The sequence below is a fragment of the Streptomyces sp. DvalAA-43 genome, assembly GCF_900091725.1.
Taxonomy (GTDB): Bacteria; Actinomycetota; Actinomycetes; order Streptomycetales; family Streptomycetaceae; genus Streptomyces; species Streptomyces pulveraceus.
On sequence record NZ_FMBW01000071.1, the window covers coordinates 404,085 to 418,406 of the forward strand.

Below are 14,322 nucleotides of genomic sequence, written 5' to 3' on the forward strand. Positions count from 1 at the left end.
GCCCGGCCCTCAGGCCCCGGGCTCGGCCGACGGCTCGCCCCCGGACGGCGGCTCCGGGTGTCTGCCGCGCAGCTCGCCGAGGACGCCGAAGGCCGCCGCGCAGACCGGGACCGCGAGCAGCATGCCCAGCAGACCGGCCACGCTGGCGCCCGCGGTGATCGCGATCATGATCATGGCGGGGTGCATCTGCACCGTACGGCTCTGGATCACCGGCTGGAGGACATGGCCCTCCAGCACCTGTACGGCGAGCACGACCCCCAGCGCCCAGAGCGCGATCACGACCCCCCGGTCGGCGAGCGCGACCAGCACCGCGACGGCGCCCGAGATGAAGGCCCCGAGGTAGGGGATGTAGGCGCCGACGAAGACCAGCGCACCGAGCCCCACCGCGCCCGGGACGCGCAGGATCAGCAGGCCGACGGTGATGCAGACGGCGTCGATCAGCGCGATGAACGTGGTGCCCCGCATGAAGCCCTGAACGGCCTCGAAGGCCCGCCGCCCCATCGCCTCGACCAGCTCCCCGGTGCCGCGTGGGGCGACCGAGTGGGCGAGTCGCGCGGCCCGGTCGGAGTCGCGCAGGAAGAAGAAGGTCAGCAGCAGGGCGAGGACGCTGGTGGCGATGAGCGAGCCGATCAGGCTGATCCCGGAGAGCAGCCCGCCCGCGGCGCTCGCGCCGAACTTCTGCACGAGCTTCTGGCCGTTGGACGCCAGATCGTCCACATTGGTGTTCTTGCCGATCCCGAAGTGGTCGACGACCCACTGGGCGGCGTCCTTCAGCGACCGGACGATCTGGTCGCCGGTGTCGACGAGCGCGGTGACGACGATGTACCCGGCGCCGCCGACCACCGCGACGAGCAGCACACAGGTGAGCCCGGCGGCGAGCGAACGGTTCAGCCCCCGGGCGGTCAGCCGGCGGTGCACCGGGCCGAGCAGCGCCGTACCGAGCAGCGCGAGCAGCACCGGAGTGATCGCGGTCTTGAAGACGATGCACAGCCAGATGGCGACGGCGGCGACCCCGGTGACGAGGAGGACCACGCCGCACCAGGCGGCCGCGCGCCGCGCACCGTCGGGCAGGAGGGGCTTGTCGGTCTGCACCCTCCCACCCGATCACGGCGCGGGGGCCGTGTCCCGCCTGAGCGGCCGTACGGGTGACGGCCCGTCACACCGCGGCGGTCACATCCCGTGGACGGCGGGCACGGTGCCGAGGCGACCGGCCTGGAAGTCCTCGAAGGCCTGCTTCAGTTCGGCCTGGCTGTTCATCACGAACGGTCCGTAGTGCGCCATCGGCTCGCGGATCGGGCGGCCGCCGAGCAGCACGACCTCCAGGTCCGAAATGTTGCCGTCCTGCTTCTCGTCCGCGCGGACGGTCAGCGAGGAACCGGTGCCGAAGACCGCGGTCTGCCCCATGTGGACGGGGCGGCGCTCCGCACCGACGGTGCCGCGGCCGGCCAGCACGTACGCGAGTCCGTTGAAGTCCTCGCGCCACGGCAGGGTCACCTCGGCGCCGGGGCGCACGGTGGCGTGGATCATCGTGATCGGGGTGTGGGTGATGCCGGGGCCCTCGTGCCCGTCGAGCTCACCGGCGATGACGCGGAGCAGCGCGCCGCCGTCCGGGGAGGCGAGGAGCTGGACCTGGCCACCGCGGATGTCCTGGTAGCGGGGGTCCATCATCTTGTCGGCCTTGGGCAGGTTCACCCAGAGCTGGAGGCCGTGGAAGAGGCCGCCCGACATCACCAGGGACTCCGGCGGGGCCTCGATGTGCAGGAGGCCGGACCCGGCGGTCATCCACTGGGTGTCGCCGTTGCGGATGGTGCCGCCGCCGCCGTTGGAGTCCTGGTGGACGAAGGTTCCGTCGATCAGGTACGTGACGGTCTCGAAGCCGCGGTGCGGGTGCCAGGGGGTGCCCTTCGGCTCACCGGCCGCGTACTCCACCTCTCCCATCTGGTCCATCATGATGAACGGGTCGAGGTGCTTGTAGTTGATCCCGGCAAACGCGCGGCGCACCGGGAAACCCTCGCCCTCGAATCCGCTCGGCGCCGTGGTGACGGCGAGTACGGGACGGTCCGCTGCGTCGCCCGGGGCGGCGACCTTGGGCAGGGTCAGCGGATTTTCGACAGTCACTGCGGGCATGGGAGCCACCTCCGGGATCGTTCTGCCTTCAATTTAGTTGAATAGTGAACATCCCGCAAGGACCCATCCATTCCCTCAGCCGTCCGGAGCAGCGAAAAGGGGCCCGCACCGAGCGGTGCGAACCCCTTGCGAAGGACCGGATCCCGGCCGTACGTCCGGCCTCAGCCGTACATCCGGCGCATCGCGAAGTCGACCATCTGCTCCACGGCCTTCGCGTCGAAGACCATGCGGTGCTCGCCCTCCATGTCGAGGACGAAGCCGTAGCCGGTCGGCAGCAGGTCGATCACCTCGGCGCCGGTGATCACGAAGTACTTGGACTCCTTGCCCGCGTACAGCCGCAGCTCCTTGAGCGTGGTGAACATCGGGATCACCGGCTGCTGGGTGTTGTGCAGCGCCAGGAACCCGGGGTTGTCACCGCGCGGGCAGTAGACCTTCGACGTCGCGAAGATCTGCTGGAAGTCCTCGGCGGACAGCGAGCCGGTGGTGAAGGCCCGTACCGCGTCGCCCAGGGACGGCGGCGAAGGCTCGGGATACAGCGGCTGCTCGCCGTAGCCGCCACCCATCTGCTGCTGTGCGCCCGGGTTCTGGTCGTAGCCGTACATAGCCCAAAGAGTAATCGGACACATCGGGGCCTTGAGGGGTTGCGTCTTATTACTGACGGGTAGCATCATCGTAGAGGTCAGCTGATATACGCACGCCAGCTCGTCGCCCGCCCGGCCCACACCCCATCCCCGGGGCGCTGCGCGCCACTGCTATTGATTACGGAGCCTTCCCATGGGGCACTACAAGTCGAATCTCCGCGACATCGAGTTCAACCTCTTCGAGGTCCTCGGGCGCGACAAGACGTACGGCACCGGCCCGTTCGCCGAGATGGACGTCGAGACGGCGAAGAGCATCCTCGACGAGGTCAACCGCCTCGCGGAGAACGAGCTGGCCGACTCCTTCGCGGACGCCGACCGCAATCCGCCGGTCTTCGACCCGGAGACCAACACCGCGCCGGTCCCGGCCACCTTCAAGAAGTCGTACCAGGCGTTCATGGACTCCGAGTACTGGCGCCTGGGCCTGCCCGAGGAGATCGGCGGCACCACCTCGCCGCGCTCCCTGATCTGGGGCTACGCGGAGCTGCTGCTCGGCTCGAACCCGGCCGTGTGGATGTACTCCTCCGGCCCGGCGTTCGCCGGCATCCTCTTCGACGAGGGCAACGAGGCGCAGAAGAAGATCGCCGAGATCGCCGTCGAGAAGCAGTGGGGCTCGACGATGGTGCTGACCGAGCCGGACGCCGGTTCCGACGTCGGCGCGGGCCGTACGAAGGCCGTCGAGCAGGAGGACGGCTCCTGGCACATCGAGGGCGTGAAGCGCTTCATCACCTCGGGCGAGCACGACATGTCCGAGAACATCATCCACTACGTGCTGGCCCGCCCCGAGGGCGCGGGCCCCGGCACGAAGGGCCTCTCGCTCTTCATGGTCCCGAAGTTCCACTTCGACTGGACCACCGGCGAGCTGGGCGAGCGCAACGGCGTGTACGCGACGAACGTCGAGCACAAGATGGGCCTCAAGGCGTCCAACACCTGCGAGATGACCTTCGGCGACCAGCACCCCGCCAAGGGCTGGCTGATCGGCGACAAGCACGACGGCATCCGCCAGATGTTCCGCATCATCGAGTTCGCCCGCATGATGGTCGGCACGAAGGCCATCGCCACCCTGTCGACCGGCTACCTGAACGCGCTGGAGTACGCCAAGGAGCGCGTCCAGGGCACGGACCTGTCGCAGTTCATGGACAAGACCGCCCCCAAGGTCACCATCACGCACCACCCCGACGTGCGCCGCTCCCTCATGACGCAGAAGGCGTACGCGGAGGGCATGCGCTCCCTGGTGCTGTACACCGCCACCGTCCAGGACGCGATCCAGGAGAAGGAGGCCGCGGGCGAGGACGCCAAGGCGCTGCACGGCCTCAACGACCTGCTGCTCCCGATCGTGAAGGGCTACGGCTCCGAGAAGTCCTACGAACAGCTGGCGCAGTCGCTCCAGACCTTCGGCGGCTCCGGGTACCTCCAGGAGTACCCGATCGAGCAGTACATCCGTGACGCCAAGATCGACACGCTGTACGAGGGCACCACGGCGATCCAGGGCCAGGACTTCTTCTTCCGGAAGATCGTCCGCGACCAGGGCGCCTCGCTGAACGCCCTCTCCGAGGAGATCAAGAAGTTCCTCTCCGGCGCCCAGGGCAACGAGGAGCTGGCCGGTGCGCTGGACTCGCTCGCCAAGGCTGCCGTGGACCTGGAGGCGATCGTCGGCACGATGATCACCGACCTCACCGCGACCGGCGAGGACGTCAAGAACATCTACAAGGTGGGCCTCAACACCACCCGCCTGCTGATGGCCTCCGGCGATGTCGTCGTCGGCTACCTGCTCCTCAAGGGCGCGGCCGTCGCGGCCGAGAAGCTGCCGACCGCCTCCGCGAAGGACGTCGCCTTCTACCAGGGCAAGATCGCCGCCGCGAAGTTCTTCGCCGCCAACATCCTGCCGGGCGTCTCGGCCGAGCGCGCGCTCGCCGAGTCCGTCGACAACTCCCTGATGGAGCTGGACGAGGCCGCGTTCTAGCCCCTCCGTTCAAGATCGTCAACACGCACCGTCACCCGGACACGCTTTCGGGTGGCGGTGCTGTCGTATGGGCTGAGTGCACGGCCCGGAATCCCTTCCATGGGAGGAACCATGACCGCCGATGCACTGCCCGAAGCGTCGCAGCTGCGGCGCGACGATTCCAAGTGGCCGGTCCCGCCTGAGGACGGCTGCACCGTGGACGAATTCTTCACGCTTCATCTCCCGCCGCACACAGAGCTGATCGACGGGAGCCTGGTTTCGTGAGTCCGCAGCGGAACTTTCACACGCTGGCGATGTATCTGCCGGAACAGGGGCTGCGCCAGCACGTCCCCGAGGCTCTGCGAGTGCGCCGGGGGATGGCCGTCGTGCTCGGTAAGCGCAATGTCCCAGAACCTGATCTCGTCGTGGTGAGAAGGCCGACGGTGTAGAAGGCCCGCGGCAAACACGTTACGAGGCCGCCGACGTCCTGCTCGCCGTCGAGGTGGTCTCCCCCGACTCCGAGGACCGCCACCGCGACACCAAGCCTCACAAGTACGCGGCGGCGGGCATCCCGCACTTCTGGCGGGTCGAGATGAGCGGCGAGCACGACCGGCCCGCGGTGTGGACGTACGAGTGCGACGAGGTGACCAAGAGGTACGTCTCCACCGGCGTCCACCACGACCGGCAGAAGCTGTCCGACCCGTACGACATCGATATCGACCTGACCGCCATCGACCGGCTGTAGACCTGGGCCCGCCCCGCGGCGCCCGTCCCCCTAGGATCGGACGTCCGGTAGCCGGAGGGGGCGGGTTTCGCATGGGGGACAAGGGTTTCGTGGGTACGCGAGGGGGCCGGGGGGTCCTGGCGGCCGGGGCGGCGGTGCTGCTGCTCGCGGGCTGCGGGAGCGGGGGCGACGAGGCCGGGGCCGCGGCGCTCGGCAAGGGGCAGGTCGCCTCGGTGCTGCCGGACGCGAAGGACGCGCCGGGCTGGCGGCTGTACATGAAGCCCGCCGCCCTGAAGCCGATACCCGAGAACCCGCCGCCGGTCTGTGTGTCCCGGACGAAGGAGCAGCGGGAGACCGCCTGCCGGCCGGCCACGTCCTGGGGCTCGTCCGCCTTCGTGCGCAAGGCGGACAGGACCACGCTGAATTTCTGGGTCCTCGCCTATGAGGACGAGAAGGCCGCGGACGCCGCGTACGACGTCCTGATCAAGTGGTACGGCGGGGACCGGGTCGGGCAGCACGCCCGGAAGGTGGACCTCGGCAGCACGGGCGCCGAGCGCGAGGCCAACCGCGCGGCGGTCGGCACCATGGGCGGACCGGGCACGATCGCACAGATCCGGGTCGGGACGACCGTCCTGGGCATCAGCACCGGCACCGACGGCACATCGGCCGTTCCCGACCAGGAGGTCAAGGCGTTCGCGACCATGTTCGCCGAGCGCGCCCAGCAGGCCCAGAACGGCGAGAAGCCCTCCGCGGCCCTGCCCGGACACTGAGCCGAGAAACCCTCCGCGGCCCTGCCCCGACAGTGAACGGGCACCCTCGCGCGACGGTGGTGAGGCCGCCCGGTCCGGCCTCGTTACAGTGAAGAACATGAGTTCCTCCCTCCGCTTCGACCGCGGGCACACCGACGATCTGATGGCCTTCCTGATGGCCTCCCCCTCCCCGTACCACGCCGTGGCCACCGCGGCCGCCCGGCTGGAGAAGGCCGGTTTCCGGCAGGTCGAGGAGACCGCGGCCTGGGACGGGACCAGCGGGGGCAAGTACGTCCTGCGCGGCGGTGCGATCGTGGCCTGGTACGTGCCGGAGGGCGCCTCGGCGCACACCCCGTTCCGGATCGTCGGCGCGCACACCGACTCGCCGAACCTGCGGGTCAAGCCGCTGCCCGACACCGGGGCGTACGGCTGGCGGCAGGTCGCCGTGGAGATCTACGGCGGGACGCTCCTCAACACCTGGCTCGACCGGGACCTCGGTCTCGCCGGCCGGATCTCGCTGCGCGACGGCACGCACCGGCTGGTGAACATCGACCGGCCGCTGCTGCGCGTACCGCAGCTGGCCGTGCACCTGGACCGGTCGGCCAACCCCGACGGGCTCAAGCTCGACCGGCAGAAGCACATGCAGCCGATCTGGGGGCTCGGGGATGTCGAGGAGGGCGACCTGATCCGGTTCGTCGCCGAGGAGGCGGGCGTCGACGCCGAGGACGTGACCGGCTGGGACCTGATGCCGCACCCCGTCGAACCGCCCGCCTATCTGGGCCGGGACCGTGAGCTGCTGGCCGGGCCCCGGATGGACAACCTGCTCTCCGTGCACGCCGCGGCCGCCGCGCTCGGCGCCGTCGCCGGGCAGCCGGACGAGGAGCTTCCGTACATCCCGGTCATGGCCGCCTTCGACCACGAGGAGAACGGCTCGCAGTCCGACACCGGCGCCGACGGCCCGCTGCTCGGCACGGTCCTGGAGCGCTCCGTCTTCGCACGCGGCGGGACGTACGAGGACCGCGCCCGCGCCTTCGCCGGAACCGTCTGTCTCTCCTCCGACACCGGTCACGCGGTCCACCCCAACTACGCCGAGCGCCACGACCCGACCCACCACCCGGTGGTCAACGGCGGACCGATCCTCAAGGTCAACGTCAATATGCGGTACGCGACCGACGGCAGCGGCCGGGCCGTGTTCGCGGCGGCGTGCCAGAAGGCGGACGTGCCGTGGCAGACGTTCGTCTCCAACAACTCGATGCCGTGCGGCACCACGATCGGCCCGATCACCGCCGCCCGGCACGGCATCCAGACCGTGGACATCGGCGTCGCGATCCTGTCGATGCACAGCGCCCGTGAGCTGTGCGGGGCGGACGACCCGTATCTGCTGGCCAACGCGGTGGCGGCGTTCCTGGCGGGCTGAGCCCGCCGGGCCCCCGCCGTGCCCCCGGGCATGGCCGACGCCGGGCCGGGTACGCGATCCGTACACCGGCCCGGAACCGCCGGGCCGTCGAGGAGGCGGAACTCATGGGAATCGGAGGATGCATCATCCTCATCGGGGCCGGGGCGATACTGGCCTTCGCCACCGACTGGAAAATGGACACCGTCGACGTCGACCTGGTCGGCTGGATCATGATGATCGTCGGCATCATCGGGGTCGTCGTCTACGCGAGCATCGCGCGGCGTCGCCGGATGGTCGTACCGCCCAGCACCACCGTCGTATCCGAGGACGAGCGCCACTACCCGTGACCCGCGGCGTCCGCCGGACCACGCCCCACGACCTGAAGCGGCCCGTCGTCGGATTCCCGGCACCCCCGATATTCTGGGACTTTCCCGTGCCCGACCCCGGGCGCATCCCGCCCGGAAGGGAAGCCGCTCGTGGAGTTCCGGCTGCTCGGCACCGTCTCCGTCGACACGTTCACCGGGCCACTGCCGCTCGGCCCCGCCAAGCGCCGCAGCCTGCTCGCCGCGCTGCTGCTGTCCGCCAACACCCCCGTCTCCATCGCCAGGCTGACGGACTCCCTGTGGGACGACACACCGCCGCTGCACGCCCGCAGCGTCATCCAGGGCCATGTGTCCCGGCTGCGCGCCCTGCTGGTGGGCGCGGACGCGGAGGCGTACGGGGTGGAGCTGGTCACGCTCGGCGACGCGTATGTGCTGCGGCTGCCGGAGACCCTGCTGGACGCGCAGCGCTTCGAGGAGTTGCTGACGCTGGCACGGGGGCAGCGCAGCCCGGCGGACGCGGTGCTGATGTTCAAGGAGGCCCTGTCCCTGTGGCAGGGCCCGGCGCTCAGCGGCGCGTTCGCCGGGCGGCCGCTCCAGGCGGCCGCGCATTCGCTGGAGGAGTCGCGGCTGGCGACGGTCGAGCAGATGGCACGCGCCTACGCGGCGCTGGGGGAGCACAACCGGGCGGCGGCGGTGCTGCGGGCGGAGGCCGTCGCGCACCCGATGCGGGAGTCGCTGGCGGCGGCCCTGATGACGGCGCTGTACCGGGCGGGGCGCCAGTCGGAGGCGCTGGACTGGTTCCACCGCACCCGGCGGCTGCTCGCCGATGAGCTGGGGATCGACCCGGGCCACGAACTCGCCGACGCGTACGCGCTGATCCTGCGCGGCGACCCCGGACCGGAGGCCGGACGCGAGGGCGGACGGAACGCGCCCGACGGGCAGGGGACGGCAGCACGCGGCCCGGTCCGCCCGAGCGGCGGCGACGGCGGCAGCCGCGGCGCCTCCGGCGACGTCGCCGTGCAGGCGGACCGGCCGACCGGTACAGCGACGGCGGAACCTCCCGGCCCGCCCGGCGACCTGGGCGGCGCCCCCAGCCCCGCACCGCCCCGCCCGCTCCCCGTGCCGTCCCTCGCGGGCGAGCCGCACCCCACCGATCTGCTGCCCCGCGCCCCCCGCGGCTTCCAGGGGCGGAGCGCCGAACTGGCCGCGCTCACCCGGGCCGCGGCGGGCGAGGCACCCGTCTGTCTGGTCACCGGACCGGCCGGGGTCGGCAAGACCGCGCTGGCCCTCCAGTGGGCGCACCGCAACGCGGCCGCCTTCCCGGACGGGCGGCTCTTCGCCGATCTGCGCGGGTTCAGCGACACCGGTGAGCCCGCGCTCGTCGAGGTGCTGCGCGAATTCCTGCTGGCGCTCGGCGTCGCGCCCCGCCGCGTCCCGGAGTCCGCCGCGGCCGCGGCCGCGCTCTTCCGGTCCCTGACCGACCGGCGCCGACTGCTCGTCGTGCTCGACAACGCCCGCCATTCCGCCACCGTCCGGCCGCTGCTGCCGGGTGGCACCGACTGCGTCACGCTGGTCACCAGCAGGCACCGGCTGGAGGGCCTCATCGCCTCGGACGCGGCCCGGCCCGTACCGCTCGACGTGCTCGAACCGCCGGACGGCACGGCCCTGCTGGCCGGGGTGCTCGGTGAGGACCGGGTGCTCGCCGAACCGGTCGCGGCCCGTCGGCTCGCCGAGCTCTGCGGCGGACTGCCGCTCGCCCTCCGGGTCACCGCGGCCCGGCTGGCCGGGCGCCCGAGCTGGACGCTGGCCGGTCTCGCCGACGAGCTGGCCGACGAACGCAGCCGGCTGACCTACCTCGACGTGGACGACACCGGTGTCTCGGCCGCGCTGCGGCTGACCGTGCAGCAGCTGCCGCAGGACGCCGTGCACCAGCTCGCCCGGCTCGGCCACCACCCCGGCAGCCACTTCGACCCGTACACGGCGGCCGCCCTCGCGGGCACCGACCCGGTCGTCGCCACAGCGGCGCTGGAGCGGCTCGCCGCCGCCCATCTCGTCACCGAGGCTGCGCCCGGACGCTGGGTGCTGCACGATCTGGTGCGCCTCTACGCCCGCGGCATGGAGCCCGAGGGCGGGCCCGAAGCGCTCACCGGCGTCCTCGACCACTACATCGCCACCGCGCTCGCCGCCGCCGACACGGCCGAGCCGGGCGGCGAGCCCTGCTTCGTCCTGCCGGAGGACTACCGCCGCCCGGTCGCCGTGCGGGACTTCGTCGACCGGGCGACGGCGATGCACTGGCTGGCCACCGAACGCGACGATCTGGCGCTGGCCGCCGACGCCGCCCGGACCGCCGGTCTCCACGACCGGGCCTGGCGGATCATCCTGCTCCAGTGGCCGCAGGTGGTGTGGCGGGTGCGGGACAACTGGTCACCGCTGCTGGAACTGGCGCTGGACTCCGCCCGCGCCCAGGACGACGCGTACGCCGAGTCGAGGGTGCTCAACCTGCTGGGCTGGGTGCTGACCGAGGAGGGCAGGGCCGCCGAGGCCATCGCCCTGCTGGAGCGCTCGCCCGCGCTGGCCCGGCAGGCCGGTGACCGGCTCGGCGAGGCGACGGCGCTGATCAACCTCGCCGTCGTCCAGGCCGAGCAGGGGGAGCTGGACACGGCCCTGGAGGACTGCGGGCGCGCGGTCGGCCTGGCCCGCGAGGAACGGGACGCGCACACCGAGATGCTGGCGCTCCAGCACCTCGCCCGGATGCAGCTGACCGCGAACCGGCCGCACGAGGCCCTCGCGTCCGTCCGGACCGCGCTCGACCTCGGGCCCGAGCACGAGGAGATCGCCCGCCGGGTGCTGCTGCTGAGCACCAGCGGCGAGGCCCGGCTGGCGCTCGGCGAGGAGAGCGAGGGGATCCTGCTGCTGGACCGGGCGGCCGGGGAGGCGGAGCGCGCCGGTTACGACGAGGGCGCGGTGCGGGCCCTCCAGGCGCTGCTGCGGGTGACGGCCGAGCCGGAGTACCGCAAGCGGTACGAGGAAGCGGTCAGCCGGCTCAACGACGACGGGTGACCCCTCCCGGGGGCGGGCCCTGTGCCCGCACCCGGGGCTCGGCCCCTACGCCTGCTCGTCCATGCCCGCCAGCACCAGCGGCAGCCGGGCCGTTCCGTCCGGGCCGACCCGGACGGGGACGCCCCAGTCCTGCTGGTGGACATGGCAGGCGGGGTACTCGTTCGACGGGTCGTCGTCGCAGGACGCCGCCATCGCCGAGACGTGCAGGACACCCTCGGTGATGCCTTCGGCGAGGACCAGGTCGCGGAAGAGATCGGTGCCGGGGCCCGCGCCCCCGGCCAGCAGCTCCGGCGGGGTCGCCGAGACCAGCAGCCGGGTCGAGGGGCCGTACCGGGTGTCGAGCTTCTGCCCGGCGGGGGCCTGGAAGACCACATCGAGCCGGAGCGTGCCCGGCGCGATCGCGGTGGCCGCGCGCCGGGTGCGGTGCGCCCGGTCGGCGACGCGCACGGCCTCCTCGGGGAGCCGCAGCCGGGTCAGCCGGTGGCGGGCGGACTCGATGACGACGAGATCGCCGTCGACCAGCACGGCGTCACTGGGCTCGCGCAGATCCGTGGCCAGGGTGGTGACCTCACCGCTCCCGGGCTCGTAGCGCCGCAGCGCGTGGTTGTACGTGTCGCAGACGGCGACGGATCCGTCGGGCAGCGCGGTCACACCCAGCGGGTGCTGGAACAGGGCCTGTGCGGCGGCGCCGTCGCGGTGCCCGAAGTCGAAGAGTCCGGTGCCGACGGCCGTACGGACGGTGAAGCCGTCGCCCTCGTGCTCGACGTACCGCAGGGCGGACGTCTCCGAGTCGGCGACCCAGAGCCGCTCCCCGTCGACGGACGCGGCGAGCCCGGACGGCTGGGCGAACCAGGCCTCGTCGGCCTTCCCGTCGACCAGGCCCTCGTTGGTCGTACCCGCCGCGACCCGGACGGTCCCCGTCGCGGGGTCGTACGTCCACAGCTGGTGCACGCCCGCCATGGCGATCCACAGCCGGTCCGCGAACCAGGCGATGTCCCAGGGCGAGGAGAGGTCGACCTCGCGGGCCGGTCCGGACGTCGGCGAGCCCTGCCACCACTGGCGGCCGGTGCCGGCGAGCGTCGTGACCGCACCGGTGGCGGGGTCGAGGGCGCGGAGGGCGTGGTTGACCGTGTCGGCGACGGCGATCCGGCCGTCGGGCAGCACGGCGAGGCCCTGCGGCTCGGAGAACCGTGCCTCGTCGGGCCCGCCGTCGGCGAAGCCCCGTTCGCCCGTACCGATGTGGCGGCGCACCGTCTCGCCGTCCGGGGCGAGCTCGACCAGCCGGTGGCGGGTGGTGTCGGAGACCAGGAAGCCGCCCTCGGGCAGGAGCAGCGCCTTGCCGGGGAAGCGCAGGTGCGTGGCGACCGGTTCGGGCGCGACATAGGGGCCGTCGCCGCGACGCAGCGTGCCCTTCGCCGCGTGCTCGGCCTCCAGCTCCTCGACCAGCTTCTCGATGGCGTGGGCGTGGCCCTCGCCGGCGTGCTGGGCGACGACATAGCCCTCGGGGTCGATGACGACGAGCGTGGGCCAGGCCCGTACCGCGTACTGCTTCCAGGTCGCCAGTTCCGGATCGTCGAGGACCGGGTGGTGGACCCCGTACCGCTCGACGGCGTCGACGACGGCCTGGTGCTCGGCCTCGTGGACGAACTTCGGCGAGTGCACCCCGATGATCACCAGGGTGTCGCGGTGCTTCTCCTCCAGCTCGCGCAGCTCATCGAGGACATGCAGACAGTTCACACAGCAGAAGGTCCAGAAATCCAGGACCACAATGCGTCCTCGCAGGTCAGCGAGGGTGTACTGCTGGTCGCCTGTATTGAGCCAGCCGCCCTTGCCGACCAGCTCGGGGGCCCTGACGCGCGCACGTGTTGCCATGCCAACAGTCAACATCACCGTGGCGTCCACGCATTCCGCAGGGACCTCGGGGAACCTGTGAGCCATGAGATTCCTGGTGCGTGAACGACTCTTCGCCATCGGTGACGACTACTGGATCGAGGACACGGACGGCCGCAAGGTCTTCCTCGTCGACGGCAAGGCCATGCGGGTGCGGGACACCTTCGAGCTGAAGGACGCCCAGGGCCGGATCCTGGTCGAGATCCGGCAGAAGCTGCTCAGCCTGCGCGACACGATGCTCATCGAGCGCGACGGCGAACAGCTCGCCACGATCAGGCGGAAGCGGCTGTCGCTGCTGCGCAACCACTACCGGGTCACGCTGGTCGACGGCACCGAGCTCGATGTCAGCGGCAAGATCCTGGACCGCGAGTTCGCCATCGACTACGACGGGGAGCTGCTGGCCCAGATCTCCCGGCGCTGGCTGACCGTACGGGACACCTACGGCATCGACGTCGTACGGGAGGACGCCGATACGGCGCTGCTCATCGCCGTCTCGATCTGCGTCATCGTGCTCGCGGAGAAGGAACGCGAGGACTGAGCGCGGAAGGAGCGCGAGGACTGACCCGCCCCGGTTTCACGTGAAACGAAGCGGTCCTATCGGAGCCTGGGCGGGGCCAGTCCCAGGCGGCGGTCCTTGAGGGCCGGGAACTGCTCGCGGGTCGCCGCCACCTTCGCCGGGTCGAACTCCACGTCGAGCACCTCCTCGTCCGCGCCCGCCTCCGCGAGCACCTCGCCCCACGGGTCGACGACGATGCTGTGCCCGGCCTGCTGGATTCCGGCGTGGGTGCCCGCGGTGCCGACGGCCAGGACGTACGACTGGTTCTCGACGGCGCGGGCCTGGGCCAGCAGCGTCCAGTGGGCGCGGCGCCGCTCGGGCCAGCCGGCCGCGACGATCAGCGTCCCGGCGCCCGCGTCGACCAGGCCGCGGAACATCTCCGGGAAGCGCAGGTCGTAGCAGGTGGCGAGGCCGATCGTGGTCTGCGGCAGGGCGACCGTGACCAGCTCCTCGCCGGCGCCCATCATGACCGCCTCGCCCTGGTCGAAGCCGAAGCGGTGGATCTTGCGGTACGCGGCGGCCCGCTCGCCCTCGGGCGTGAAGACGAGCGAGGTGTTGTAGAGGGTGCCGTCCGGGGCCCGCTCGACGAAGGAGCCCGCGTGCAGCCAGACCCCGGCGTCGGCCGCGGCCTTCGCCATGATGTCGTGGGTGGGCCCCTGGAGCGGTTCGGCCTCGTTCTCGAAGTCGGTGTACGCGAAGGCGCCGACCGGCCAGAGCTCGGGAAGGACCACCAGATCAGCGCCGCGCCGGGCCGCGATCAGCGAAGCCGCACGCTGTCTACGGGCGTTGACGGATTCGTCCGGGTCTACTGCGATCTGGATGAGGGAGGCGCGCACACTACCACCGTCCTGGCATTCGAGCCGTCAACACGGGCCTACGATCGTCACACGAAAGCACTGCCGGGGTGCCTGCTCGCA

11 protein-coding genes and 1 pseudogene are annotated in these 14,322 nt (G+C 71.6%); 7 read left to right on the plus strand and 5 right to left on the minus strand.

What is annotated here, in order from left to right; genetic code table 11:
* Positions 1-9 precede the first annotated feature (9 nt).
* From GA0115234_RS30085 to GA0115234_RS30095, 3 genes are all read right to left on the minus strand, one after another.
* A complete protein-coding gene (locus GA0115234_RS30085; protein WP_093547965.1) occupies positions 10-1,092 on the minus strand; it encodes an AI-2E family transporter in 1,083 nt (360 codons plus the stop codon).
* Between the two features lie 78 nt (positions 1,093-1,170).
* On the minus strand, positions 1,171-2,127 hold the full coding sequence (locus GA0115234_RS30090; RefSeq protein ID WP_093547967.1) for a pirin family protein: 957 nt from the start codon (positions 2,125-2,127) through the stop codon (positions 1,171-1,173).
* 161 nt (positions 2,128-2,288) lie between these two features.
* A complete protein-coding gene (locus GA0115234_RS30095) occupies positions 2,289-2,729 on the minus strand; it encodes an SseB family protein (RefSeq protein WP_072487501.1) in 441 nt (146 codons plus the stop codon).
* Between the two features lie 172 nt (positions 2,730-2,901).
* On the opposite strand from GA0115234_RS30095, the gene GA0115234_RS30100 reads away from it, so the two are divergent.
* The 6 genes and pseudogenes from GA0115234_RS30100 (at position 2,902) to GA0115234_RS30125 (ending at position 10,959) form a co-directional block, all read left to right on the plus strand.
* Positions 2,902-4,728: an acyl-CoA dehydrogenase gene (locus tag GA0115234_RS30100; protein WP_093547969.1), complete on the plus strand. Its 1,827-nt coding sequence runs from the start codon at positions 2,902-2,904 to the stop codon at positions 4,726-4,728.
* Positions 4,729-4,827: 99 nt separating this feature from the next.
* Positions 4,828-5,452, plus strand: a pseudogene (locus GA0115234_RS30105) (Uma2 family endonuclease).
* A 71-nt stretch (positions 5,453-5,523) separates the two neighbouring features.
* Positions 5,524-6,201 carry a hypothetical protein gene (locus tag GA0115234_RS30110; protein WP_093547971.1) on the plus strand — a complete coding sequence of 226 codons (678 nt, stop codon included), beginning with the start codon at positions 5,524-5,526 and terminating at the stop codon, positions 6,199-6,201.
* A 97-nt stretch (positions 6,202-6,298) separates the two neighbouring features.
* The gene (locus GA0115234_RS30115) at positions 6,299-7,597 is read left to right on the plus strand and encodes a M18 family aminopeptidase (protein ID WP_093547973.1); all 1,299 of its coding nucleotides are present in this window, start codon (positions 6,299-6,301) and stop codon (positions 7,595-7,597) included.
* Between the two features lie 104 nt (positions 7,598-7,701).
* Entirely contained in the window at positions 7,702-7,923 is a 222-nt protein-coding gene (locus GA0115234_RS30120) for a DUF6458 family protein (protein WP_093547975.1), read from the plus strand.
* A 129-nt stretch (positions 7,924-8,052) separates the two neighbouring features.
* Positions 8,053-10,959, plus strand: coding sequence for an AfsR/SARP family transcriptional regulator (locus tag GA0115234_RS30125; protein WP_093547977.1), 2,907 nt, complete (start codon positions 8,053-8,055; stop codon positions 10,957-10,959).
* 45 nt (positions 10,960-11,004) lie between these two features.
* On the opposite strand, the gene GA0115234_RS30130 is transcribed toward GA0115234_RS30125, so the two are convergent.
* Positions 11,005-12,831 carry an NHL domain-containing thioredoxin family protein gene (locus GA0115234_RS30130; protein WP_093547979.1) on the minus strand — a complete coding sequence of 609 codons (1,827 nt, stop codon included), beginning with the start codon at positions 12,829-12,831 and terminating at the stop codon, positions 11,005-11,007.
* Positions 12,832-12,895: 64 nt separating this feature from the next.
* Here GA0115234_RS30130 and GA0115234_RS30135 point away from each other — a divergent pair, with 64 nt between their 5' ends.
* On the plus strand, positions 12,896-13,387 hold the full coding sequence (locus tag GA0115234_RS30135) for an LURP-one-related/scramblase family protein (protein ID WP_093547981.1): 492 nt from the start codon (positions 12,896-12,898) through the stop codon (positions 13,385-13,387).
* A 56-nt stretch (positions 13,388-13,443) separates the two neighbouring features.
* Here GA0115234_RS30135 and GA0115234_RS30140 read toward each other — a convergent pair whose 3' ends face one another.
* Entirely contained in the window at positions 13,444-14,241 is a 798-nt protein-coding gene (locus GA0115234_RS30140; RefSeq protein WP_093547983.1) for a carbon-nitrogen family hydrolase, read from the minus strand.
* Positions 14,242-14,322 lie beyond the last annotated feature (81 nt).

What these genes read in the sequence shown, in the direction of transcription:
- GA0115234_RS30110 (WP_093547971.1), top strand. Translation starts at nt 5,524, where the DNA reads ATGGGGGACAAGGGTTTCGTGGGTACGCGAGGGGGCCGGGGGGTCCTG.
- GA0115234_RS30090 (WP_093547967.1), bottom strand. Translation starts at nt 2,127, where the DNA reads ATGCCCGCAGTGACTGTCGAAAATCCGCTGACCCTGCCCAAGGTCGCC.
- GA0115234_RS30130 (WP_093547979.1), bottom strand. Translation starts at nt 12,831, where the DNA reads ATGGCAACACGTGCGCGCGTCAGGGCCCCCGAGCTGGTCGGCAAGGGC.
- GA0115234_RS30100 (WP_093547969.1), top strand. Translation starts at nt 2,902, where the DNA reads ATGGGGCACTACAAGTCGAATCTCCGCGACATCGAGTTCAACCTCTTC.
- GA0115234_RS30120 (WP_093547975.1), top strand. Translation starts at nt 7,702, where the DNA reads ATGGGAATCGGAGGATGCATCATCCTCATCGGGGCCGGGGCGATACTG.
- GA0115234_RS30095 (WP_072487501.1), bottom strand. Translation starts at nt 2,729, where the DNA reads ATGTACGGCTACGACCAGAACCCGGGCGCACAGCAGCAGATGGGTGGC.
- GA0115234_RS30115 (WP_093547973.1), top strand. Translation starts at nt 6,299, where the DNA reads ATGAGTTCCTCCCTCCGCTTCGACCGCGGGCACACCGACGATCTGATG.
- GA0115234_RS30135 (WP_093547981.1), top strand. Translation starts at nt 12,896, where the DNA reads ATGAGATTCCTGGTGCGTGAACGACTCTTCGCCATCGGTGACGACTAC.